Below are 22444 nucleotides of genomic sequence, written 5' to 3' on the forward strand. Positions count from 1 at the left end.
AAAAAGGAGGCCATACCCCCTTGGCCCGATCCCCAACATCAAAAACGAGGCGCTCCTCAGCAGGAGGCAAGCGCTACACGACCTTCGCGCCTGGCGAGCTTGAGAAGGCTCTAAAAGCCCTCGCCCTCAAAACAGGCGTTGTCGCCGACGTGCCCAACTCGTGGGAAGTCAAGCGCCACAACCCGCTACACCATCGCTGGTATGACTGCCCCGTCACCTACCCCGATGGCACCCAAGGTACCTGCCACTACACGCGGCAAGGCCCCAGGTGGCATATCTTCCGCTGTGACTATGGTGGCGGTCAGCTCCCCTATGCCTACCACATGGACGAGCTGGGCCGTGATGCCGCCAGCATCGAGGCGATGGCTCAGGAGAAAGCTGTGGTCGCGTTTCGATATGCCATCGTCGAGGAGCAGCGCCTAGCGAGGCGCATCCAGCCACCACACGGGAGCAAGGGCGACCCGAGTCGCTACCAGATCCCAATCAAGCGGCTCAAGGTCGTGGCAGGCAAGTACGCCCTCTGCGCTCCGCTGGGCGACAAGATGGTTCCTGCGGCGTTTGGTCTCTACGACACGCTGGAGGCGGCACACGCCGCTTGGAAGGAGCTGGGCAAACCTGGTCTGTCTATCGCCATTGCCTGTCGGTGGACGCGTCGCTGGGAGCCTCTACGCTTCAACTGGCCTCTCGGAGAATACACCGTGACACTCTGATCTTGTGCCCTTGGCAACTTTGCTGAGGGCTTTTCTTCTATCACCCTAGAAAGTTGTCTCAAAAGTCTGGAGGGGGCCGAGGAATTGGCCGGGTCTTCCGCACTTTTGGTGATGGCCTACTACCGGTTGAGTTTTCCCACAAGAATCTTCTACAGGCAGTAGCTCTAAACCGATTTTCGCCAAATGTTCGGGAGAGCCAATTGGCCCCTTGATTTAGAGATGGGTTTTGGTTCACGTCCAGAGGTGGGGGGAGCAACATCTGCCTACCCCACTTGCACCGTCTCACAAAGGAAGGACTCATGGAGATTGATGAGTCCTTCTTCGGCCATCTACTTGACAGGAATCTCTACTGTTTTCTGGAAAACTCCCTGCTCAACCGAGTGGGGTGAGTAGCGTTGACAGGTTTGCCTTCAAGTGGCAACAAACATTCCGTGCGAAGGTCTAGGTTGGAGTTTTTCATCGATATTCTTAATTGCATAGTAGGATTCCTTGGAATTTTTGCCCACAGCATTCGATGTATAAACATATAATATCACCATGAATATTCCTCCCCAATATGCCATATTATTAGAAATAGGTGTAAAGTACCCCGAAATAACATAGAGAATGAAGATCGGCAAGAGTATCGGATTAACATCTGTATAGTGATAAGGATCTGGCGTGCCTAACTGGATACATCGTTTTATCCAGTTGGCACGGTATGACACCTGGCGGAAGCGCGGATCGGTTGATTTCATACTATGTTTTTCATCAGACAATCTCATGAAGAGATTTTGAGCTCTTACCTTCCATTTGTCATTATCTAGGAAATCGGGATGCCTCATGGCAATGGAATCTGCCATTGCTTCCGCAGTGCCAGGTGCGATATCGGCTTCCAACTTGTCCGCGTAAAATCGAAGAAAGCTAGCAATTATGACCGCGATAACCGATATATCGGATCCGATACTCCGCTGAAAACAAGCAAGCGCGATTGACCCCCATATCACAGGATTCATCGTTATTCGGTTGAGAGGATGTGCCAGATCCCATCGGAGTCGTCGCAAATTGATCTGTAATCCGTCATAGGAGCCATGAGCCAACTCGTGATACAGCTGGAACCGTTGAGCATCGTTGAGATCGGCTATTGAATTCTCGACAAATATCAAGCTGGGATATTTCAAGAGGGGAAATGCAATGGCAGCACCAGCCAATTCACTGGGGTTTTTACAGATATAACGAAACACTCGGATTGGCTTTTCGAGTGATGCCCCAGACAAACCTATAATACCGGCCGCACCTGTAATATTGGCCGCGCGAACCCAGGCTGATTGATTTGTCGCTTTGCGTTGGAGAACTTCAAAAGATTTTAATAATTCCTGCGGTACATCGATCTCCTCAAACTCGTATTTGCTGTTAGCATCTAAGATCCCTGAAAGTAAATACGAGGATTGTCGTTTAGTATGTTCTGAATTACATAATGACTCCAAATGTATTAGCATCCCTGTCAATATAAGGAAGATAGCTATCCACCCATCCCTCAGTCCGATAATCGGTATCGACACGAGAAAAGTGAGGCACCCAAAGACAAAAAAGAAGCGGGTAATTATGAGTACAACCAGCCCTACGGCTAGAAACCACGGTGCTTCCCGCATTGCAGCTCCCATGGAATAGGCGAGCAAAGGAAGGATCGTAGCTGGGACAAAGAACGTTAAGATTCTTGCGACTTCCTTGATGCTTGTGTCCTGAGCCGCAGGAATCGGTCGTCTACCTGCGGCTGGCGGGCTCATCTTTGCACCTGTTCAATAATATCTTTGATTCGGTCAATTACTATTTGCGGCGTCGACTCGTCGATACGAGAGTTAATATCCTCTATGATTGCCGCTGTCTTTTCTTTACCCTCAAGCTTGCTTAACTTCTTGTAAAGCTGAAATGCCCAACGCGCAATGCGCATTGTCCAAAGCAAAATGAGAAGAGAGGCAAAATAAGCATCTTGATTGTCTCCTTTTGGCACATTCAGGCTTTCACTTACAGGTCTCTCATCCTCGATAAGCTCCGAAAGAGCAATCCAATTACGCTCAGAAAGCATTTCCGCATGCTGTGGCCAAAAAAATTCGGCAATCTCGCGTTCAAAAGTCATGTTAGTCCTCTCTAATCATCTTATCCCATAGTGTCAAGGCGCCAATGGCAAAAGGGCGCGACTACTTTGACACCGTTACGGGTGTTAATCGTAATACCAATAATGGTCGTTTTCGAGACTGGCAGGGCAGCTACTAGGCTGCCCTGAAGGTTATCGCTCCCACCTCGTTCACATCGATAGCTAGGGCTCCAGAGAGCACCCCATCGAGAAGAGCCTGGTTCACCCCAAGGGCTATCTGACGCTCCGCAGCGTTCTCAGTTTTGGCTCGGCGTACACGGGTGGTAAGCGCCTTCAGCTCGGCGGCTTCTGCATGAACACCACGCGCCCAGGTCACGACAGCAAGCGCCTCTTCTTGGGTGGCTCCACGCTCACCACGAGACTTCAGTAGGGACTCGATCAGAATCTGTCCCTGAGCATTATGATCCACCGTTGTAGAACGGCGGCGGCGGCGCACTATCGGAGCGGCCACGGCCTCGGCTGTTGCTTCTGTACCCTCTGTCGCTGCTTTAGGTCGTCTTCCCATCTCTCAAACTCCTTGATTTTGGCGAGATCACCCACGGAGAAGTGGTTCATCACCCGCCCAATTTTGACACTTTATACCTGATCTCAATCCAAACGGCGATAGCCCTCAAATCTGTTATTTTCAGTGCCTTTCTACTAAAGCTGAGAGGTTTAGTTCAGTCTCGTTGGAGATTTTCCCCAAGTCCATTACTCTTGCCTGGCGCGGCGAGGCAACGCCTCTCCACCAAATCCAAAGAGGCCCCACGCCGCGTGAATCTTTACAATCACCCCCTTCCCCAACTTTGGGGAAACTTGAAAGGAAACTCTCCCATGAACCTCGATGAGGTCTGCGACCGCGTGAGCGCAGACGATGCAGGTAAGCACGATCACCTCGTAGCTATCCATGAAGTCTCCATGCAGCACGGACGCCTCTATTGGCCTGGTGCTGATGACGATGGTTTCGGCTTTGCCCTCTCCCCCTGGGCGATGGGCCAAGCCTGTACCAAGCTCGGAATGCCTGCCGCCTACTTCGGGCGTTGCCCCAAGGAGCTGCAAGATACCCAGTGGAATTTTTGGAAAGGCATTCCCGAGGAGCTACGCAAGAAAGCTGGTGGTGATGGTGGGCAACAGTGGACCATCCGAGCCAAGAACTCGGAGGTACGCGGCGTGCTCTCTGCTCGCTACGAGAAGCTCGATAACCGTCAGCTCCTGAACGCTCTCTTGCCAGCCATCGCGGGAAGCGGCCACGAAGTGAAGCTCTTTGACCTAACCAGCGAGAGCCTCCACCTGCGCCTGATTGATCCTCGCATGTCTCGGCTTGCCCTACCTGGAGACCCACTCATCGTTGCGATCCATATCGCAAACAGTGAAGTAGGACTTCGGGCCGTGACGGTGGACGCCTGCATCTTCAGGGAAGTCTGCACCAACGGTATGGTTCGCAAGATCGCGGGGCGAAGTATGCTCAAGCAGCGGCATATACATGTCGTGGGTGAGCAGTTCGTTCCTCTTTTGCAAGATGCCATCGCGCAAGCTCGGCTTGTCGCGGCGGCCTTCATCGAGCAGATGATCCTCTCTACCAAGACCATCGTTCCTGACCCAGCCCGTGCTATCGAAGTGCTGGCGGATGCCTGGAAGCTCTCCAAGCAGACCGCCGAGTACATCAAGTTCGGGCTGTACGGCGAGACGCATCAGGACACGCTCTACGGGCTAGTAAATGCCGTTACCAACGCCGCTCAGCGGTTGTCGGTGGAAGGGCGCTACGAGCTTGAAACGCTGGCGAGTGTCCTTATCGACACAACCAGCGAGAGCCGAGCCGACCAGGCGCTACGCACCCGGATTCTCTCCCCCAAAGGAGGGCTACTCGTGTGAGTGCCGTTTCCCCCACGATAGATAAGCGGCTCGCCGCCGTCTGCCAGCGCCTCCGTGGACTGGCAGCAGAGATCGAGGAGAAATGGCACTTTGGTGTCGTGCATCTCTTTACCGAGCAGCACGTCATTCAAGCGCACAGAGGGTGGCGTATAGAAGTCCCCGTTCCCGAGCTAGACGACTACATCGGCCAGCCCGAGGACGGAGAGCTCGTACCGCTGCCTCTGGGCATCGAGGAGACCTCCCTGATGCTTAGGCGGGTCGTGGAAGAGTGCAAGGGAGTACGAGGCATCACCTCGCCCTGTGCTCCTAACCCCGAGTTGCTCCAGGACATTCTTGATCTCCTCAAGCGACAGCCAATAGTGGGATAGATTTCCCAGATCACACACTTCTACTCTGGGATCACACACTAAATCCCTACCTTACGGGCCATGCCGCCCATGAGATGGGACTTCATGGCATGGCCCCTTCACCAAAGAAAGGACACCTCCCCATGAACCTAGACGAGGCGAGGCAACTTGCCAACGTCAACAAGCGGGCGCAGCGGCTCTTCGAGGACGGATACCGAATCCGCTCCCTCGACGGGAACCTGCACCTGATTCACACACAGCATGGAGCCACCTACACCCTCAACCGAGCTGAAGGAAGCTGCACCTGCCCGTTCTTCACCAAGAACAGCGGGCGATACTCCTGCAAGCATGTTTTAGGATTCAAGAAGCTCCTCATCACTCAGCGCTTCCACTTGGCGAGTCTATCGGCTCGCTGGGAGACTCATGAGCAAGCGGCCACCATCGAGCAGGTGCTCCTGAGCGCGTCTCGTGCCCTGTCCGCTCGTCTGGAGGTACCACTGTGTCTCTCCTGACAATCTCCCGCTACAAGGGCGGGAGGCACTGGGCGGTACGTGAAGCCGACACGGGCACTATCGTCGTCGTGGCAGTCTACCGAAAGGGCGCTGCCGAAGTTGTGCGGAGGCTCACGGGACAAGTCCCCGAGCCCACCAAGCGCAAACGACGCGAGACGTTCGTCTACGAGGCCAAGGGAGAAACCACATGAGCGCCTACCAGCGGCCCATCAAGTTCTCTCTGGGCAAGGTCTATGTCACCCAAGCCGCAGTCGAGGCCCTGATCCGCAATGAGGAGGAGCTCATGCACCTACTCAAGCGGCATCGGGAAGGCGACTACGGAGCGGAGATGTGCTACGACGACCGAGTCGTAAACGAGGAATCCATCAAGCGCGGAGGGCGCGTTCTCTCCAGCTACACGCTCAAGGATAAGACAGTCATCTGGATCATCACGAGCGCAGGCTGGCAAGAAAGCGTCGCCATGGTCAGGGAGGATTACTGAAAATGTCCTCTCCCACAACCAAGCAGATTCCCAAAGTGATCGAGTTGAATCTGAGTGATCAGGTCTTCACCTTCACTGACGCGACCGGCACAGAGTGGCACTGGAACGCCTCCAAGGGCTATCGGCTTATCGAGCAAGCTCCCCGCGAAGCTTTAGAGTTGCACCCGAGCGACCACGGGATAGACCTGGTGCACCTTCGCCACCGCTACCCCGACCTCGACGAGCAGTATGCACGGACGGTCGATCTGTCCAAGCCCATTCTGTTCCTTCCCTTCCATGATGGCACCTCGGTGCTCATTGATGGCTGGCATAGGTTGGCTCGTTGCGTGATGGAAGGCATTCCCTTCCTCCCCTGCTACGAGCTCACCCCACAGGAAGCCCAGCAGGTGCTCGTCATGAAGATTCCGCCACGCCCCAAGCTGGCACCGATGGACACCAAGAAAGGACGGCGAAAGCCTTGAAAGAAGGAACGGCCTTACATGAGGCCACTGACCGTGAGGCGCTTATCGCCTCCAAGACTCTTGAGTACGGAGCCTTTGGCGACGTGATCCTCAGAGAAGATCTCTTTGGCCACACCTACCTGTGGAACGTCGGGCACGCTGCCCACATTGTCACCACAAGCAAGAGACCAGAGAGCCCACTGGTTCTAGCAGACTACAGCATCACAGAGGAGCTTTGTCGGCAGTGGCGACCAGACATGGATGAGGGACGGGCGATGAGCCTTGACCTCACCGTGCCACACATCGTCGCAACGCTGGAAGATCGAACCGTGATTCTGTGCTGCTGGATGCGGCTTTTCAGAGCGGTGCGCGAGGGAGTCTTAGAGCTTCCCGCCTACTGGCTCAGCGTCGAGGACGCGGAAGGCTGTCTGGTCTTTCACCTTGCACCCGAGCAATCGGAAGGAGGGGACTCGTGAAGAAGACACTGGATCAGCGCTTCGAGCTGGAAGACAGCAAGCAGCGCAAGGCCGATTGTCGGGTTCGGGTCTTCGTACCCGTGCCTGATGAGCAGATGTCCGAGGCGGTCGTGCTGGTGAGCTGGGCACCACAAGTGCCCGACTTTCCCACTGGCCCCTGGCTGGAGACCATCGTCACTAGCTTCCGTGGTGGCCTGGCCGACGTGCAGAGTGAGCTGGACTTCCTGCTCATCGAGCACTATGCGGGTCGCAAGTACCAAATGGGTAGCATCCTGATGGACTTCGACGAGGAGCTGGGCTTGGTGCTCTTTAAGAACACCGTGCCCAACTGCAACAGCCCCGCCACTAATCTACGGACAGGACGGCGCAAGCCCAAGGCGGCAGACAATGCCCCTGCGGTGCGCGAGCGTCGCCTGCTCCACTGGACTCCCCTTTGCCGTGAGGCGGTCGAGGATGTAGTGGGCGAGTCGCTAGATTCCCCAGTGCCACCTGAAGCTCTTACTGACAGCTCCGAGATCACCTATACGGTTCTGGAGAGGTTGGTAGCAGCTTGAACGAGTCTGAACCCGCCGTAGTGATCTACGCGGGAGGTTGGCACTATAAGGGCTACCATAACACTCCATCTGTCTGCATCCTGAGGCTCTACCAGCCACGGGCCGAGGACGGAGCGCTAGACACCCCTGAAACTCTTCCTCCTGCTGTCGCCCTCTTCACCGAGGCACATAACAACGAAGGCACTTCGATAACCAATCGGATCGAGGTGCTGGCAACGTCTGCCTGGGAATACCTCCAAAAGCCGGAGAAGCCCCCTATCGTCATCGAGCACTACCTCAATCGCGGGGTCTACAATCCGACCCGTGACAGATGGCAGTTCCCCGAGAGCTTCGACATCGTCGAGTTCGACAGGAAGCCTGATGGCAGCTTTGAGAAACCAAGGTGGCGCAGAATCCCGCGCACCGAGGTCGAGAAACTCGTCGGATCAGACTTACTAAAACTATCCACAGATACGTAAATCCGCATCTACGCATTTACGGAGATGCGGAAGCGCAAAACCAACAACTCGCCTGCACTATGACACACGTCGATGTGCAGGCTTTTTCTTAACATTTATTGCCATGCAACACATCATTATTACTATTTATTTCTCGACATGCTTTCCCCTGAGCTCATAGATAACTTTATTATTATTGCTCAAGAAGAGTGGGGTCGCTCGTTCTCTAAAGAAGAAGCAGCAGCGATGGCTGAATGGCTTGTCGAACTATACCAAGCCCTATTAGGGGCATAAATAATTTGCTATCTTTTTTTTGCTATCCCAATCCTTAAGCTACACAATTTTCTGCCTCTTAAGGGCAGCTCTGCCAGAAAGCGTACGAGAGTCGTTGGATGGGATAGCACAGAGCTGCCCTTTTTTGGCGATTAATTATTATTTAATTTAGATTATATGAATCAAACAGCAGCAATTATATGTCGAGTTAGTTCAAAAGAACAAGAAGATGGTTATAGTCTCGATGCCCAAGAGCATCTCTTGCGTGATTTTAGTACAAAACGAGGCTTTGATGTACCACTCATGTTAAGACTTTCGGAGACAGCATCAAAACATCTACGCCGAAAGAAGTTCAAGGCATTCATGGATGAGGTCAATAGGACTAAAATCCAGCACATTGTGGTCGAGAAGGTAGATCGCCTGACTCGCTCAGGATTAAAAGAGGGGGTAATGATCGATGACTGGCTTGAGACCGATGCAAATCGCCACCTCCACTGCGTAAAGGATGGTATCGATCTGCACAAATTCTCCCGATCAGGAGACAAACTTAACTGGGGAATGCGCGTCGTCCTTGCAAAGAACTACACTGACAATCTGCGCGAGGAAATACGCAAATCTACTGATGCCATGCTCAGACAAGGGATCTGGCCTAACAAGACCCCCATCGGCTATATCCGCAATAAAGCAAACCCCAGAAGCCCTATTCAACTAGACCCTGTGAGGGCTCCCTTGATTGCTCAGATGTTCTCTCTTTATGACACGGGGGAGTGGTCTGTTCAGCGCCTATCAGAGCACCTTTATAAAGAAGGGCTCAGAACAAAGATGGATCGCCAGATTTACTCAAGCCACATTCATCTCATGCTCAAGGATCCTTTCTACGTCGGAAAGATGTTATTTGAGGGCAAGCTTTGGGAGGGTGTTCATCCTCCAATCGTGTCCCACGAGTTGTTTGACCGAGTACAGCGCAGGATCAATCGCCCTAACATGGGAGTGGGTGCAACCCTAAAGCAGCGCCACGACCATCTCTATCGCGGCCTCGTCTTTTGCTCAGGGTGTGGAAAACGCCTAACTTGGGAAATCCAAAAAGGACACACATATGGCTATTGTCGGCAGAAAAAGAGCTGTACAGAGCGAGCCTCTATTCGTGAGGATGCTCTCGATTCAGAGCTGCTACCTTATCTAGATGCTTTTACTTTGACAACTCCAAAGATGGCCGAATGGCTACGTATTGCACTAAAAGCAGCACACCAAGATGAGCGATCACGACATGAGGAAAGCCGAGAAGAACTCGAGCGATTGCTCTCTAAGGCCGATCAACGGCTGAGCCGTCTACTCGATATGCGAATCGATGATTCGATCACCGAGCAAGACTTTGATCGCAAAAAACACGAGATCTCCCACGATAAAGAACTCATTATCGAACGTCTTAGCAACGTCTCTGAGAGGCAGATGGGCTTTATGGATGACATATCAACCTTGATTAGCCTGACGCAAAACTGCGCCATACAGTTTTCTCAAGCATCACCAGACAGAAAGCGAACAGTTCTACGAAAAATGTTTTCCAGTGTAAGCATTTCCCCAATGGGAACGGTTGTTGAGTATACGGAACTATTTAGTAACCTGTTAGATGTAATACAGGATATAAAAAGTTCGAAAACCTTATTTTCACCCCAAAATAAAATTATAGATTTCGAACCGGAAGAAATTAGCTCTGAGAAAGAAAAAAAGGACAACCTAGACCTAGGTCATCCCTTTTGGCTGAGGATGAGGGATGAGTTTCGAACTTTTACCAATGAATCTACCAATTGGAAAAAATTAGTTACTAATATTCTTTGTATTTCTCAAAAAGATATAGACTCAGTATTTTTAGATTTTCATGAACTTTAATTATCCACATACAAATCATTTCAATATAAAAATATCACATTTTTTAATATCAATTAATAAAATTCATCGTAATTTTCTCTGGCCAACCTATCATTATATAAAAAAGTGTTTCCGGAGCATAACCTGGCCTCGACAGCCAAGCATTAACTTTATCTAATGTTTTATTTTCAACTGCAATCTCTTTCAGAACTGTAATTGTATCATTATATATATGTGCATTACGTAATCTCCCCACAGAGCGCTCCTGAGTAAAAAGTTCCAATATAGATTTACCTTCATGCTTCATCGAAGCCCATTGAGAAATTCCTGTACTACTAAATAAAATATCATTAACTGCATTTGAAGTCGTTACATGATGCCAGATTTCTGCAAAATTTTTCATTGAATTCTTACCTGACATTGTTTCATTGATATACACAAACAAGCGATTAATCAGAATGGCATTATGTCTTATGTCTACAGGTACTAATGTTCCAATAACTGCTAATGCACCTTGTCGCATTAGTAAATCTGCAATATTAACAGCTCCAATACCACGAGGTGCAACATTACAAGCACTTAATATCACTAAAGGAGGCATGTCGCCTAAATCATCGCCCATACAAAAATCTTTTCCAATCATTATTCCGGCACTATTACTCTCTTGAGCATAATGTCCATGTGCACTTATGATCAGTACATTAGGATCATATTCACTCAACAGTGAAGCAACATCTGATGATGATTCAGCTTCCACATAAATAATTTTTATATTTGCGTTATTAGCATATTCTTTCGCAATATGTTTCCATATACTTCTTGATAACTTTCCAATACGATCACTTTCACTTATACACTCGACAATCAGAATTGAAATTGTTTCACTCCATTCAATATATGGAGGATTTAGTAATTCTACCTGCAATGCTCTTGTGAGTGGCAATATGGGACGGTATGCTATAGGAACACGACAGCAATAGGGAGATGTATCACCAGGTAAGATTGCCAATCCTAGAGGAAAATTAGAAAAAATATTTACAAAAGATGCACGTTTTAGAGTATCCACCGATTCTTCATCAAATAAACTAGCAGCTGAATTTCCCATATCATTTATCCAACGCCACACATGTCTACGTTTTGTCAATGAAGAATCTAAATATTGCTTTTCAATATTATTCAATTTCTTAAAAAGAGTATTTGGAATATCCATAGTCGATATTACAGTTCCATTACGTGCTATTGCACGGTGAGTCGCAATAAAATTTATAATTGCATTTTCTATCTTACTATCATCAAACTTTTCAACATCATTCCAAGTTAATAATGGATCCAAAAACAGATTACTACGCGTTAATACCGTTCCATCTTCATATATGCTATCAATATATAACGATGGAACACCCGGAGCGACGATACTGAGTGGAAGTTTTAAAGATCGAGACTCATGCTCGATGAATTCACCGATTGCCTCTTCTGCTTCCACTACACTCATCTCAGCATCTTCACAGCGTGCAATGGCCGCAACTGCGATATGGTTATCTATAACTATGTTTTTGAGATTTTTTATTTCTTCAATACCGTTTGGTTCAACTAACATATCCTGTTTAAGTCGGCGTCTCAAAATGTTATTAGTCAGTAAAATTGGTGCAATATCTAGACGGTTTATAAAGCCAAAATTCATATCTAGAAAATCTGATTCATAATTCATATTTTTATGAATTTCTTTCCAAATATCAGTAATTTTTCCCGGATTTAATTCAGAATTCTGAATTACAAATACTCCATTACCAATCTCTTCGGCCAGTTTTTTTGCTGAATCAACTAAATAATCGGGACAAAAAATAGTAACAGGAACAAACTCGGAATCATAAAACTTAATAATTTTATTTGCTTCAGCAATTAGAGTTAGAGGCATCAAAATAATCTGATGAGCAATATTCGCTTCTTTAAAAGAAATAATGTGTCTCGCCTGCAGATCAATTAAATCAAAAAATGAAGCCGGTAAATGAAGGCAGTACCATATAGACTTTATACACGAAACTAATTCTTTAGATAATCCATGTGGCACTGTTATCGAGCTTATGCTTTCCCTAACCTCTTCGCGAGATATATATGGCATATATACATCTCTTTTATTTTTAAAATCATCAAATAAAACAACATACATCGGATTTTTTTTATTCATAACCATTACCAATCTCTTTCACTTCATGCCCAGTTTAGCCGCTCGATTCCATATTTTGGATCAATGGAAACGGACAATATAAAAACGGAGTCGCCTAATTATGACTAGTCAAAAGCACTACCAATTCCTCACGCCCCGGAAAGAGCTCCCCTACCTCAACATCTAGCGCCACGGCGATTTTGGCAAGGTTGATCGCTGTCGGGCTGTATTTGCCGCGCTCGATCCCACCGTAGTAGCTCCGATCTATCCCCGCCTCGTAGGCAAAGACCTCCTGAGCAATCCCCTTCCCTTCACGAAGCGCTCGAATTCTTGTCGCCACCGCCTGGAGAAGCGGATCGCGATTCTCCAAGGTTTTTCTCTTTTGCATCCCCACAGGATTGAAGAATTAGCGGATACAAACCACGGGAAAGATCACACAGTATAAAACCCACGGTATATATACATGGTAAAATGACTAATCTGTTACGGCTCGAAACGAGCGATTTAGAAGGAGCGGGAGATGGTCAGTATCAAAGTGGTTTCAGAGGCAACGGGAAGCGTTGTGCGTGGGAGCCGGGTAGTAGTCTACTCAGGAGGCAATCATGTGCAGTACACCGATGACAAGGGACTAGCTCACTTTGAAGACGTCTCGCCAGGAAGCCACACCGTCTACATAGATGGCAAGGAGAAGGGCGTCTTGTACCTGTCGGGCATAACGCCTGTGTACATCTGAGATGTACATTCAAAGGACAGATCTATGCAGACTCAAGATAGCCTAAATTTTTCGCGTATTTTTTCACGTATCGAGAAGGTTATAGAGCGATGCGATGCGCTTGAACGGGAGGATGCTTTCCGTGTTGAGGCTTCAGGTTCTCGTCTCATTAGTAGTGACATTGCCCAAATCCGATCTGACGCATCACGACTCGACGATGCGGACCTACGAAGAACCGCTACAGCAATGAGCTACGTCCTTGAGAGTCGTGCAAATTATGGGATGGCAGTAGCCAAAAACGAATATGTAGCAGTGGCACGAGAAGTAACAAAGCGAGATAAGTATCTTAATGAGGCACGTATAGCTGCCAACACTGCCCTGGGGTACGAGAAGCTGCCGCTGGCCTACTTCACCTTAGGAAGGATTCTTGTCGCCTCGGGGGATAAGAGTGATGCTACCATCGCATTCCAACAAGTTATCGCAAGCCGAGATTCTGACCTCACTCCCCATGCCCTAGAAGCCATCCGAAAAATTGGCACTTCGTCTAGACTGAGCAAGCCTAAGATAATCAAATTTTTGAAGTTTCTTGCAGTGACGATTCTAGTCAATATCGTTCCCATAAATCAATTTATGTCGAACATGGGTATGATTCTCGCAATTATCGCCGTTATTTGGATTATCACCATTATCTGGTCAGCACTCACCAATTTTTTCAACTGATCGTCGATGTGCACATCACTGCGGTTACAGAAGCGTTCGTAGACTCGTTTGGCCGACTACCTGCCACTGTGGATCATGCAAGCCAGTCTGGTTCAGAGCTGGCACCGTTATCAGCCAGAACTTTCCCGCAAGCCGTTCATCACCCGCGAGCTCGGCGATCAGGGCAGCTAGACGCTCTCGCCGTGCATCGTCAGGACACAGCACCAAAACACGGGCATTTTTGTAGCCCGTATGCTCCAGCAGCTTATCGGAGCTGAACAGAGCATGGTAGCGGGTGAGCTTCTCCGCCCAGCGCGTCTTGCCACGCTCTGTTCCTCGATCCACCTCCACCAGGCCAACCAGCACCAGAGGGCGCTCCTTCTGGGTGATCTCGAAGACAAACCAGGCATCAGGCTTGAGGGTAAGCTTTTCACCAAGTTCAAGAGCTGCCCCCGTCCCATCCTCCCAACGAAGTGTCTTGCCCACCTCTTGCGAGGCCATCCCCTCCAGCCAGACACGCACATCGCGCACAAGAAGCTCATGGCGCAGGAAGAGACCGTTCTTCGGGCTATAGGTTGGATAGCCATGCCCGAGATAGCGGCTGTCCACAATCCCCAGTTCGACCAAAGCTCGTACCGCCGCAGTGGTTGGCACGTACAGGTTAGGTGCACTGCCATAGAGAAGGGTCTCGTCCGCGGGGGCATCCTCTGGCGCAAGCGCCGCTCGTGAGACGGCTACAACCTCAACAAGTCCCGCATCGAAGAGCTGGCGCATCTGCCTGCGCGTCCCCTTTGGGGAGAGTTGGCCAAGGGAAATAAGCTGAGGGAGCGAGAGCACTCGACACTCGACCAGAAATCTCAGGAGCTTACGCTTGATCGGGGTAAGGGCGACCAGCGGTTTTGCCGTTGGGCAGCGGCGATACCTTGATGTGCGCGATACAGGGGTATTAGGCGAGGCTTCCATCGCTGTCCACCTCCAAGCTTTCTGGCAGTGCTAGAGCCGTCTTTCCAGAGTCCACCCTAGTGGGGCTCCTATAGGCTATGGGGCGAGCCGCTTGACCTGATCTACCAGAGCGAGACTTCTTGTCGTCTTCTTGTAGCTCCAGTATCTCAGCGCCGATCTCTTCAAGCCGGGCAACCTCACTGCGCCGAGCCTCGTAGACCCTCTCCAAGTCAGGAAGTGTCTGACCACTGGAAACCATCGCCCCACTCAGAAATCGCTCAAATCCTGGAGAAGCTATTGGATCTGGGACATCTACCACCTTAGTCATCACCGGAGCATCTGGGGCAAGTACAACCACGGCGCGAGCGGTCGGTAAGTCCATTAACCGACGTGTCCAACGATCTCGCCGCTCGCTCTCTGTGACACGAGTCACTACAGACAGCTTGGATTTAGGGAAGAAAACAGCAAGCCGCACGGGTGCAAACCCAGACACACGGTATTGATCGGGTGGAAGCTGGGAAATGTACTGTCGCAGTTCTACAGGCTCGCCCGTATCCGGAGCGTGAACATAGAGGCGCTGAATCCTTGACATTCGAGCCAGCTCCAGGAGCCGCTCTATCGGGTCAAACTCCCACCACTCGGGTTGCTGCATCCAAGACCTGGTAGTGTCTTCCCAGCCATTGGGCAGCCTGTCCCAAGGCATCACAATATCAATGTCACTCTCAAGTTCCGTTACGCATCGTCCCAAAAGGAAATCCTTCCATGCGTTGCTCGACAGACGCAGCTCGTTACCCCATCCATCCAAGATGGGATGCTCAACCGAAACCCAAGCCCCTGTTAGCTCGCCCGTTTTTGAATCCTTTTTCAGCAGGCTTGTTGCCTCAACCGTCGCAATCTCGCTGCCTGTTCCAGCGGCAAGTGAGGCTGCGATCACACGCGCATCTTCGTAGCCAAGACGGAAAAAGGCTCGAACCGATGTAATGGCAAGCAGCGACTCGCGAAGCTCATCAGAGAGCTGGGCGAGGTGCTGACAGGCCACTAGCATTCGGAGCTTTCGTGATCGAGCAATGGCCAGAATCTCGCATACGGCACGTCCGATGAACTGCCCCGACACTCCCATCTCATCCAGTGAAAGACATACGGGCACAGAACCTTCGACACGCATCGCCGTTCTGTAGAGCTGCCAAGCAAGCATCCCACCGAGCAAACGCGCCCCCTCATCCCCGAGTGTTGTACGATCCAGGTTCACCAGTACCAAGCGCTGCTTTTGCCAGAGCGATGCCAGATCGAGAGTGTTCTTTTGAGCGCATAAAAGGGAACGTAGAAAGCCCGAGCGCAGAAACTCACGGAGCTTATTCATCACCGGAGCGACCGCTGAAGTACGCTCTGACTTCCCCCAGTTTGCAAACTCCGATGTGAAAAACTCATAGGCTTCTTGATAGGCGATAGGGTCTGGCTGCTCGACTTCCTGGGCGAGCAGCCCCTCACGATACTCATCTCGTTGAAGGAAACGAGCCAGCTCAAGGATGGATAAGCGGTGGGTCGCGATGATCAGAAGAGCGTTGGTCAAGAGATCCTGCATACGTGGTCCCCATGACGATGCGCTCTGAGCAAGTACCGAAACAAAGTCCCCTGCCGCCTGTCCTGGGGGCGTTCCTGTCTGCTTATAGTCCAATGGGTTCCAGCCGGGAACACCGCCAAGATCAGCGTTACCAGGCAGGAGCATCGTGACTTGATCCGAGGTGATACCTGCCTTCTGCGCCATGAGGAGCACGTGCGTTATCGTCTCAAGCTTGGGATCCATCATGACCACAGAGCAGCCTGCTTTCAGCTGCTCAAAGAGTAGCTGCATAGCCAGCCGAGTCTTTCCACTGCCGGTTGCACCACAGACCACAGCATGACGAGCAAGCTGGTCATGACTCGCCGCGACAGTCGAAATTTTGTCGTCACGACCTGAGCGATGGGGCATTGGCAGCTCAAGTTTTTCACACGCATGGGCGCGGAACCATGGCTGATTGACGTGCGGAATCAGCTCGGGGTCGTCGGAAACGACGCGGAATCGCGTAGCGGACTGCTGGGCATCGTGGAATATTCGGGTGCCGATACGAACCATAAAATTTCAGTTTCGGGTGATGAATCTGCGCCTTTGGGGTCTGCCACTACTGGCGAGCTGGATTTGAAAAGACGAGACACGATGAACATGAGGACAATTAGAGTCCGAGAGTTAAGAGCTGTGAGGAAAGGAGAAGACAGTTACAAGCCCAAAAAGGCACCTTTCCCTCTATGAGGTGCCCCTTCAAAGGGGTTATTAACTAACCCCTCGATAGGACACCCCATAACCCACCTGATAGGACACTAGGACATCGTCCGACGCAGGGCTCGAATCCGTGTCTCAACCTCATCCGCAACGTATTTGGGAAGCCGCTGATGGAGCTCAGCAAGGTAAGCTCTCAAGTCTTCTTCACCGGCAACTCCGGAAGGGATGCTCGTCACTGCACGAAGCGCGAGGGACTCAATCTGTTGATCCGTAATGTGCATGGTCAGGGGCGGGTCGCCTGGTCTTGGTGGAAACGGTCGAGGTACGCCATCATCTTTTCCGATCCCCAGGCTGTCCATATCTGCCTGTAGGCGAACCGTGCGCGCTTGGACAACAGCCGTGCGTCCAATCTCGCCGTCTCGCTCGCCTGTGAAGACCGTGCTGCGCAGATGGATCTGAGCCTCTGCGGTCTGGCGCTGCTCCAGAAGGATTTCCCGTTGTGCCCTGAGCTTACGGATAGCAGGCTCTTTCATTCGCTCTTCAAGCCATGCTTCCCACTTGAGACGAACCACGCCGAAAAGCCCACTCTTTCGCGCCGCTCGCATCTCTTGCTCCAGGCGCTCAATCCCGCCATCGAGATCAAAGGATTCATGTTGCTCAATCACCCTGCCTTGTGGCCGTAGTGTCGGGGCAACGACTGAGAGCTGCCCTTTGGTTTCTGAATCTTTTACTGACATACACCGCTCCGTCCTGACTGCCCTGTAGGGGCATCAATAGAATGAGCATACTGTTATGTCATCGCAAAACTAAATGCAACGTCTTTCTGTGCTTAAACGTGCTTAAACTGCGGCGGAGGCTGAAATAAGCTGATAAATGATCTTCTCATGAAAATGACTCGGGTCAACAAAACTAGCTCCTTCAATCCTGCCATCCATGAGGTCATGGTACAGCTGAAGATAGCCTTTACGAAACTGGCCATAGAGCTGGATAAAGCGGAAGCTCCCTCCTCCGTAGCTCAGTACCATAGTCTTACCTTGCTCTTTATCACAGTCATAAACGGTAACAGCACTAAGGCAGTAAGGCGAAGGCAGCAAGGCAAAAAGCAGACTTTTCTTTCGAAACAGAACTTCCATCCGAGCCCAGACTTTTTGTACTTGCTCCTGTCGGATTGGGCGTCCTCTTTCACCAAGTTCCTCGTACACCGACTCGGAGACAACAGTCGACAAAAATACGAAAATGTCGGCATCATCGGCAAATGCCAAGATGTGCTTCTGGTTGAAGTGGGCTGGAACGTCACGACCGGAGAGACCATAGGCAGCAATGAACATGCGAACCAAGGCAAGTCCCCTATCGGTCGCTACGACGTCCCTAACATGTGGGACAATGACAAAGGCTGCTCCGATCAATTCACCTGGGGCGAGGTTCCTTCCGCTTGTTGTTTCGTAGGGATGACGCCGTACCTTCTCAACGACGTAAGAATAAAAATCAAAGTCTTTGATCAGCTCATCCAAATGCTCGGGAGCTCGGTGTTTAATGCGCTCAACAACAGCTTGACGCAAGGCGATTCTGCGCTCTTCCTTGAAGGAACGCTTTCCCTTTACCCCCTGCTCAACCATGGATATGAGCGAACTCATCTTGGTAGGTACAAGCTCGTGCGCCGCGACGGCATGGGCAAGAGCTGTCAAGGATTCAAACAGAGGTTTACCACCAATCCTTTCGTCTTTGTATTCCAGCAGAAAGTGATGCAAGCGCATCAATTCAGCTATGTCTGGAGGTTTCGGAGGTCTAGGCATCGCTTTCAAAAAAGAATACCCCATCCTCCTACCCTAAGGGCACCCTGGCAAAAAGACGATACTATCCGGTACAATCCTGCAATCAGATTACAGGTTCGGGCGCAGGGAGGTACGCGAGTTTCGCTTTATCAGACTCCAGCCCACGAGAAAGGAAGGTAGTGTGTACCTAGAGTTTTTTGGACTGACGGAGGCACCGTTCTCCGTACAGCCTGATCCAAAGTTTGCCTATCCGAGTCAGGAGCACAAAATCGCCATCGCCAAGATGCGCTACGCTGCTGACCAGAAGCGCGGTCTCGCGGTTCTGACTGGTCCTGTCGGCGCAGGTAAGACAACCGTGGCAAATCAGCTCCTCGTGACTTGGGAAGAGGACAAGGCCAAGACTGTGGCTTTTCTCCCTGCCGCCTCGATGCGTACCCCAGCAGCGTTTTTGCGAGCAGTTCTGGAGGCGTTCGATCAGAAGCCAACCCGGACAGCAGCAGACAACCAGCGCTTCCTCGAGCTCTTCCTGCTCTCCGAATATAAAGAAGGGCGTCACTGCGTTCTACTACTGGACGAAGGGCAGAACGTCTCCCCAGACAACATTGACACCATCGCCGAGCTTACCAACTTCCAGACTGCCAAGAGCAAGCTCATAACGATTGTCATGCTTGCCCAGGACAATCTCCCCAACAAGTTGGAGCGCAAAGAGGCCTTCCGCTCGCGTATCGCTGTTGTTGGTCACCTCGATCCCCTCTCTTTTGAGGACATGTGTGGCATGATCTCTCACCGCCTGAAAACCGCTGGCGGGGACAAGATCAACAAGTACTTCAATGAGGAGGCTCTCCACGAAATCTACGCCACCACACGAGGAATCCCCAGAGACATCTGCGTTCTCTGTGATGCCTGCATGGTGAACAGCTACGTGAGTAATCAGCGTGTAGCGAATGCAGCTCTGGTAGAGCAATCCGTCAATGAGATGGCGCGTGAGAAGCGCTGGCCGGTTGAGATCAAGGAAGAAAGCAAAGCCCCCAAGGGCAAGTCAAAGGGAGCTAAGGCATGAGCACACTAGCAGATCTACGCCGTCAAAATATCGCTGAACAAAAGGGTGAAGCTGAGCCCCTTCCCGCAGATGCGGAAGCACGTACTTCCGCACTTACGCAATCAAGCGCTGGAGCAGAACCTCTTGAAGAATCCGTATCTACGGAAATCCGTAAATCCGCAAGCACGCAAGCAAGTAAGGACGTGCGCACGGGAGCAAGGAAGCAAGCACCTAAGCAAGTACGCGCCCAAGCACTTGAGGGCGCACCTACGGGCGGACTTACTGAAGTAGTACGTGAAGCGCTAGAGATGAAACGCAACCATCCTGGTGGGGTGAAAGCGACAGTGGATATGTCACCCGAGCTCTCCAAAAGAGCGAAGAAATACTGCCTGGAGCATGATGTTAGCTCCGTGCGCGTTCTTTGCTTGGAGCTGCTCGATGCCTTCCTCACTGACGAGGGATTCTGAGGACGAGACGATGGAGCCAGATGCCGAAATAGGAATGATCTTAGACCTTCTCATTGGAGAGGGTGTTGTGGCGTACCAGCGTGGCCTAGCACGGGCTGTTGGTTGCCATTCGGCAGGGCTCCTGCTGTCCCAGTTCTGGTACTGGACACAGCGACTTCCTGAGGGGCGAGATGGCTGGTTCCACAAGACCATGCCTGAGATTGAGCAGGAGACCGTCATGGGGCGGCGTGAGCAAGATACCGCTCGCAAGAAGCTGCGCGATCTGGGACTTCTTGAGGAAAAACGGATGGGCCAGCCAGCAAAGCTCTGGTTCCGCTTGAACCGAAAAGCTGTCGTCGAGCTCCTTCGCAAAGATGTTCGAGAGCGTCGTGAGCAGATGAGTTTACAGGACTCCCTGCAATCAGATCTTCAGTTTGGCGCTTTCCGCCAAACTAGATTGGCGGAAAGCGCCAAACTAGATTGTACGAATGCGCCAAACAAGATTGGCGGAAAGCGCCAAACTATTAAGGATACAAAGAATACAGCAAAGAGTACAACAAAGAATACAGCAACAACAACCAGGCGCGAGCTGGAAAGCGAAGGGCTTTTTGCTGCTGTCATTTCTGAGGAGAGAGAAGGGAAGGCACTCAACAGCAACCCTATAGAGCCTCCTGACGAGGCACTCGTAACCCGTCTTGTCGAGGCGGGAGTAGGGAAGCTCGTAGCACAAAAACTTGCTAGTGAACGCCCTGAGGAGTGTAAGCAGCAGCTCGACTATTTGCCATTTGCTGAGAATATTAAGTCTACCAAGGGAGCCTATCTACGCACTGCCATCGAGCAGGGGTTCAGCCCACCTAAACGTTGGCAGGAGGATCAGGAGCACCAGCGCCAAGAAGCCAGCAAGCAGGCAAGAAAATTGGAAGCACAGCGCCAGGGTGAGCTGGAGGCAAAGCGAAAGGCGGAACTGGAGGAGCAACGAAATAAGGTACGGACACAAGACCCAGAGCGCTGGGCGGAGTTGACGAGTCAGGCTGAGGCATTGTTGCCAGCGCTCGTCCGCTCTAAGCCGCAGAGTGCCATGTATCAAGCCTCGCTCCAAACGAAGATAAACGAGCTGCTGACAGCGAGGACATAGGGCAAGAGATGCAAAAACAAAAGAGTCGTTTACAGCTGATGGATCGAGCACGAGAAGTCTTAGTGGGAAGTGGAAATCTTCTCTTTTGCGGGTACGTGCTTACCGTTGTTGTGGGACAATCCATTGAGTTTCGCAACCATTCAGAAAGCATTTTTTTCTTCGGAGCGTTTTTTTTCATCCTCACCATGTCACTCACGGCACTTTTTGCAAGTCTGCTGATACTCGTGAATCGTCGTCGAAAACTAGCGTTACGGCTTCAGCGAACTGCAGCTGTTGCTGGGTTTATTTTAGTCCCTGTACTTTTGGCGAACTATATCACTCAAGGATTTAGCTATGCTGAGGCTAGGATTGCAACCTTATTTGCTCTTCTAGGTATTGCTTTCTGGATGCGATGGTCTAGAAATATATATGCTAAAAACTAGACTGGTCTCTATTTAGTGCTTTATACTCTGAAATTAACTACGAATAAAGGAGCCAATAACCCATAATACTCGTTCTAATTGATTGGTTTCTTCAGGCAAAAATGTTAGATCAAGAGAATTATTTGGGTATATAACTCTGTATAGGCGCTCTTCAGTGTTTTTTATTAGCTGATTGTCTACTTCTGATATGAAAGTTTGTATATTTTTTCCTGCTAAATCTTGATGTTGGTGGAAGATAGCAAGGAAATTCGTAAAAACCTTTCCATCTTCCTGGGTTGGTTTTATCGTCCTTGGATTGGATACCAGGGTGTCAGCCCACAAAAGCTTGCTCCCTGCAATAAAGTACGAGAAGACTGATCTGGCGAATGCCTGTCGGTAGAATGAGGCGGTTCTTGAATCAGTATTCGTATGCATCTGATCAAAGCAGTAGTGAAGCTGAGATAGTGCCTGTTCGTCGAGTCGAAGTGCCGTGAAAAGATTAATCGGAAGCTCATTATCCATATATTTTTTCCTGCCAGGTTTTGAGATGGAATCTCTGATTGATACTACAATTCTATGGTGGTCCTGTTTGTCAAGACAGCCTGGGGCCGCTTTTTAAGAAATTTCTCCCCTCGTTTCGGGGACTCGGTGGGCTCCGTTTCGGAAGCCCTTGCCTGGCTCTTTTCAGGGCTTAGCATAGTGGGGCGACTTTAGTTTTTCGGGCAAAACATACGCTAAGGCAGCTCTAACCAGGCATCCACTTGTACTCCCCGGTCAGAAGAATATGATCCCATAG

At 50.6% G+C, this 22444-nt stretch carries 26 protein-coding genes; 16 read left to right on the plus strand and 10 right to left on the minus strand.

The genetic code is table 11. From position 1 onward, the window contains the following. Nucleotides 1-20: 20 nt before the first annotated feature. Nucleotides 21-710 carry a hypothetical protein gene (locus tag HNQ39_RS28625; RefSeq protein WP_184204028.1) on the plus strand — a complete coding sequence of 230 codons (690 nt, stop codon included), beginning with the start codon at nt 21-23 and terminating at the stop codon, nt 708-710. A gap of 410 nt (nt 711-1120) precedes the next feature. Here the strand turns inward: HNQ39_RS28625 and HNQ39_RS28630 are convergent, their stop codons facing one another. The 3 genes from HNQ39_RS28630 to HNQ39_RS28640 form a co-directional block, all read right to left on the minus strand. Next, nucleotides 1121-2476: a hypothetical protein gene (locus HNQ39_RS28630; protein ID WP_184204029.1), complete on the minus strand. Its 1356-nt coding sequence runs from the start codon at nt 2474-2476 to the stop codon at nt 1121-1123. Then, entirely contained in the window at nt 2473-2826 is a 354-nt protein-coding gene (locus tag HNQ39_RS28635; RefSeq protein ID WP_184204030.1) for a hypothetical protein, read from the minus strand. Before HNQ39_RS28635 ends, HNQ39_RS28630 begins: the two co-directional genes overlap by 4 nt. 133 nt (nt 2827-2959) lie before the next feature. Beyond that, complete coding sequence (locus HNQ39_RS28640; protein WP_184204031.1) at nt 2960-3349, minus strand: hypothetical protein; 390 nt, start codon at nt 3347-3349, stop codon at nt 2960-2962. Between the two features lie 308 nt (nt 3350-3657). On the opposite strand from HNQ39_RS28640, the gene HNQ39_RS28645 reads away from it, so the two are divergent. From HNQ39_RS28645 to HNQ39_RS28685, 9 genes are all read left to right on the plus strand, one after another. Then, the gene (locus tag HNQ39_RS28645) at nt 3658-4695 is read left to right on the plus strand and encodes a DUF932 domain-containing protein (RefSeq protein WP_184204032.1); all 1038 of its coding nucleotides are present in this window, start codon (nt 3658-3660) and stop codon (nt 4693-4695) included. Further along, on the plus strand, nt 4692-5063 hold the full coding sequence (locus tag HNQ39_RS28650; protein ID WP_184204033.1) for a hypothetical protein: 372 nt from the start codon (nt 4692-4694) through the stop codon (nt 5061-5063). The genes HNQ39_RS28645 and HNQ39_RS28650 overlap by 4 nt, the downstream gene beginning before the upstream one ends. A gap of 122 nt (nt 5064-5185) precedes the next feature. Further along, nucleotides 5186-5554, plus strand: a complete 369-nt coding sequence (locus HNQ39_RS28655) for a hypothetical protein (protein WP_184204034.1) — start codon at nt 5186-5188, stop codon at nt 5552-5554. Nucleotides 5555-5741: 187 nt separating this feature from the next. Beyond that, complete coding sequence (locus HNQ39_RS28660; RefSeq protein WP_184204035.1) at nt 5742-6035, plus strand: hypothetical protein; 294 nt, start codon at nt 5742-5744, stop codon at nt 6033-6035. Nucleotides 6036-6037: 2 nt separating this feature from the next. Continuing rightward, nucleotides 6038-6496, plus strand: coding sequence for a hypothetical protein (locus HNQ39_RS28665; protein WP_184204036.1), 459 nt, complete (start codon nt 6038-6040; stop codon nt 6494-6496). Further along, a complete protein-coding gene (locus HNQ39_RS28670; RefSeq protein ID WP_184204037.1) occupies nt 6493-6951 on the plus strand; it encodes a hypothetical protein in 459 nt (152 codons plus the stop codon). Before HNQ39_RS28665 ends, HNQ39_RS28670 begins: the two co-directional genes overlap by 4 nt. Then, nucleotides 6948-7505 carry a hypothetical protein gene (locus HNQ39_RS28675; protein ID WP_184204038.1) on the plus strand — a complete coding sequence of 186 codons (558 nt, stop codon included), beginning with the start codon at nt 6948-6950 and terminating at the stop codon, nt 7503-7505. The genes HNQ39_RS28670 and HNQ39_RS28675 overlap by 4 nt, the downstream gene beginning before the upstream one ends. Further along, the gene (locus HNQ39_RS28680) at nt 7502-7963 is read left to right on the plus strand and encodes a hypothetical protein (protein WP_184204039.1); all 462 of its coding nucleotides are present in this window, start codon (nt 7502-7504) and stop codon (nt 7961-7963) included. The genes HNQ39_RS28675 and HNQ39_RS28680 overlap by 4 nt, the downstream gene beginning before the upstream one ends. Nucleotides 7964-8392: 429 nt before the next feature. Continuing rightward, complete coding sequence (locus tag HNQ39_RS28685) at nt 8393-10102, plus strand: recombinase family protein (protein WP_184204040.1); 1710 nt, start codon at nt 8393-8395, stop codon at nt 10100-10102. 49 nt (nt 10103-10151) lie between these two features. Here the strand turns inward: HNQ39_RS28685 and HNQ39_RS28690 are convergent, their stop codons facing one another. Next, on the minus strand, nt 10152-12266 hold the full coding sequence (locus tag HNQ39_RS28690) for a CHAT domain-containing protein (RefSeq protein ID WP_184204041.1): 2115 nt from the start codon (nt 12264-12266) through the stop codon (nt 10152-10154). 94 nt (nt 12267-12360) lie between these two features. Further along, nucleotides 12361-12633: a helix-turn-helix domain-containing protein gene (locus HNQ39_RS28695; RefSeq protein WP_184204042.1), complete on the minus strand. Its 273-nt coding sequence runs from the start codon at nt 12631-12633 to the stop codon at nt 12361-12363. A 132-nt stretch (nt 12634-12765) separates the two neighbouring features. On the opposite strand from HNQ39_RS28695, the gene HNQ39_RS28700 reads away from it, so the two are divergent. Together HNQ39_RS28700 and HNQ39_RS28705 are read left to right on the plus strand one after the other, a co-directional pair. Then, nucleotides 12766-12978, plus strand: coding sequence for a hypothetical protein (locus HNQ39_RS28700; RefSeq protein WP_184204043.1), 213 nt, complete (start codon nt 12766-12768; stop codon nt 12976-12978). 24 nt (nt 12979-13002) lie between these two features. Beyond that, nucleotides 13003-13677, plus strand: coding sequence for a hypothetical protein (locus HNQ39_RS28705; RefSeq protein WP_184204044.1), 675 nt, complete (start codon nt 13003-13005; stop codon nt 13675-13677). A 24-nt stretch (nt 13678-13701) separates the two neighbouring features. On the opposite strand, the gene HNQ39_RS28710 is transcribed toward HNQ39_RS28705, so the two are convergent. The 4 genes from HNQ39_RS28710 to opgC form a co-directional block, all read right to left on the minus strand. Continuing rightward, a complete protein-coding gene (locus tag HNQ39_RS28710) occupies nt 13702-14619 on the minus strand; it encodes a replication-relaxation family protein (protein ID WP_184204045.1) in 918 nt (305 codons plus the stop codon). After that, nucleotides 14603-16711 carry a type IV secretory system conjugative DNA transfer family protein gene (locus HNQ39_RS28715; protein WP_184204046.1) on the minus strand — a complete coding sequence of 703 codons (2109 nt, stop codon included), beginning with the start codon at nt 16709-16711 and terminating at the stop codon, nt 14603-14605. The genes HNQ39_RS28710 and HNQ39_RS28715 overlap by 17 nt, the downstream gene beginning before the upstream one ends. A gap of 242 nt (nt 16712-16953) precedes the next feature. Further along, nucleotides 16954-17592: a hypothetical protein gene (locus tag HNQ39_RS28720; protein WP_184204047.1), complete on the minus strand. Its 639-nt coding sequence runs from the start codon at nt 17590-17592 to the stop codon at nt 16954-16956. Nucleotides 17593-17694: 102 nt separating this feature from the next. Beyond that, nucleotides 17695-18648, minus strand: a complete 954-nt coding sequence (gene opgC, locus HNQ39_RS28725) for an OpgC domain-containing protein (protein WP_246386341.1) — start codon at nt 18646-18648, stop codon at nt 17695-17697. Between the two features lie 160 nt (nt 18649-18808). Between opgC and HNQ39_RS28730 the strand changes: the two genes are divergently transcribed. The 4 genes from HNQ39_RS28730 to HNQ39_RS28745 all read left to right on the plus strand — a co-directional run bounded on the left by HNQ39_RS28730 (nt 18809) and on the right by HNQ39_RS28745 (nt 21669). After that, nucleotides 18809-19687 carry an AAA family ATPase gene (locus HNQ39_RS28730; RefSeq protein ID WP_184204049.1) on the plus strand — a complete coding sequence of 293 codons (879 nt, stop codon included), beginning with the start codon at nt 18809-18811 and terminating at the stop codon, nt 19685-19687. After that, nucleotides 19684-20133, plus strand: a complete 450-nt coding sequence (locus tag HNQ39_RS28735) for a hypothetical protein (RefSeq protein ID WP_184204050.1) — start codon at nt 19684-19686, stop codon at nt 20131-20133. The genes HNQ39_RS28730 and HNQ39_RS28735 overlap by 4 nt, the downstream gene beginning before the upstream one ends. Nucleotides 20134-20323: 190 nt before the next feature. Then, a complete protein-coding gene (locus HNQ39_RS28740) occupies nt 20324-21247 on the plus strand; it encodes a hypothetical protein (protein ID WP_184204051.1) in 924 nt (307 codons plus the stop codon). Nucleotides 21248-21255: 8 nt separating this feature from the next. Continuing rightward, the gene (locus HNQ39_RS28745; RefSeq protein ID WP_184204052.1) at nt 21256-21669 is read left to right on the plus strand and encodes a hypothetical protein; all 414 of its coding nucleotides are present in this window, start codon (nt 21256-21258) and stop codon (nt 21667-21669) included. 33 nt (nt 21670-21702) lie between these two features. On the opposite strand, the gene HNQ39_RS28750 is transcribed toward HNQ39_RS28745, so the two are convergent. Continuing rightward, nucleotides 21703-22170, minus strand: coding sequence for a hypothetical protein (locus tag HNQ39_RS28750; protein ID WP_184204053.1), 468 nt, complete (start codon nt 22168-22170; stop codon nt 21703-21705). Nucleotides 22171-22444: the final 274 nt, after the last annotated feature.

The organism is Armatimonas rosea (assembly GCF_014202505.1).
In the GTDB taxonomy this organism is placed as follows: domain Bacteria; phylum Armatimonadota; class Armatimonadia; order Armatimonadales; family Armatimonadaceae; genus Armatimonas; species Armatimonas rosea.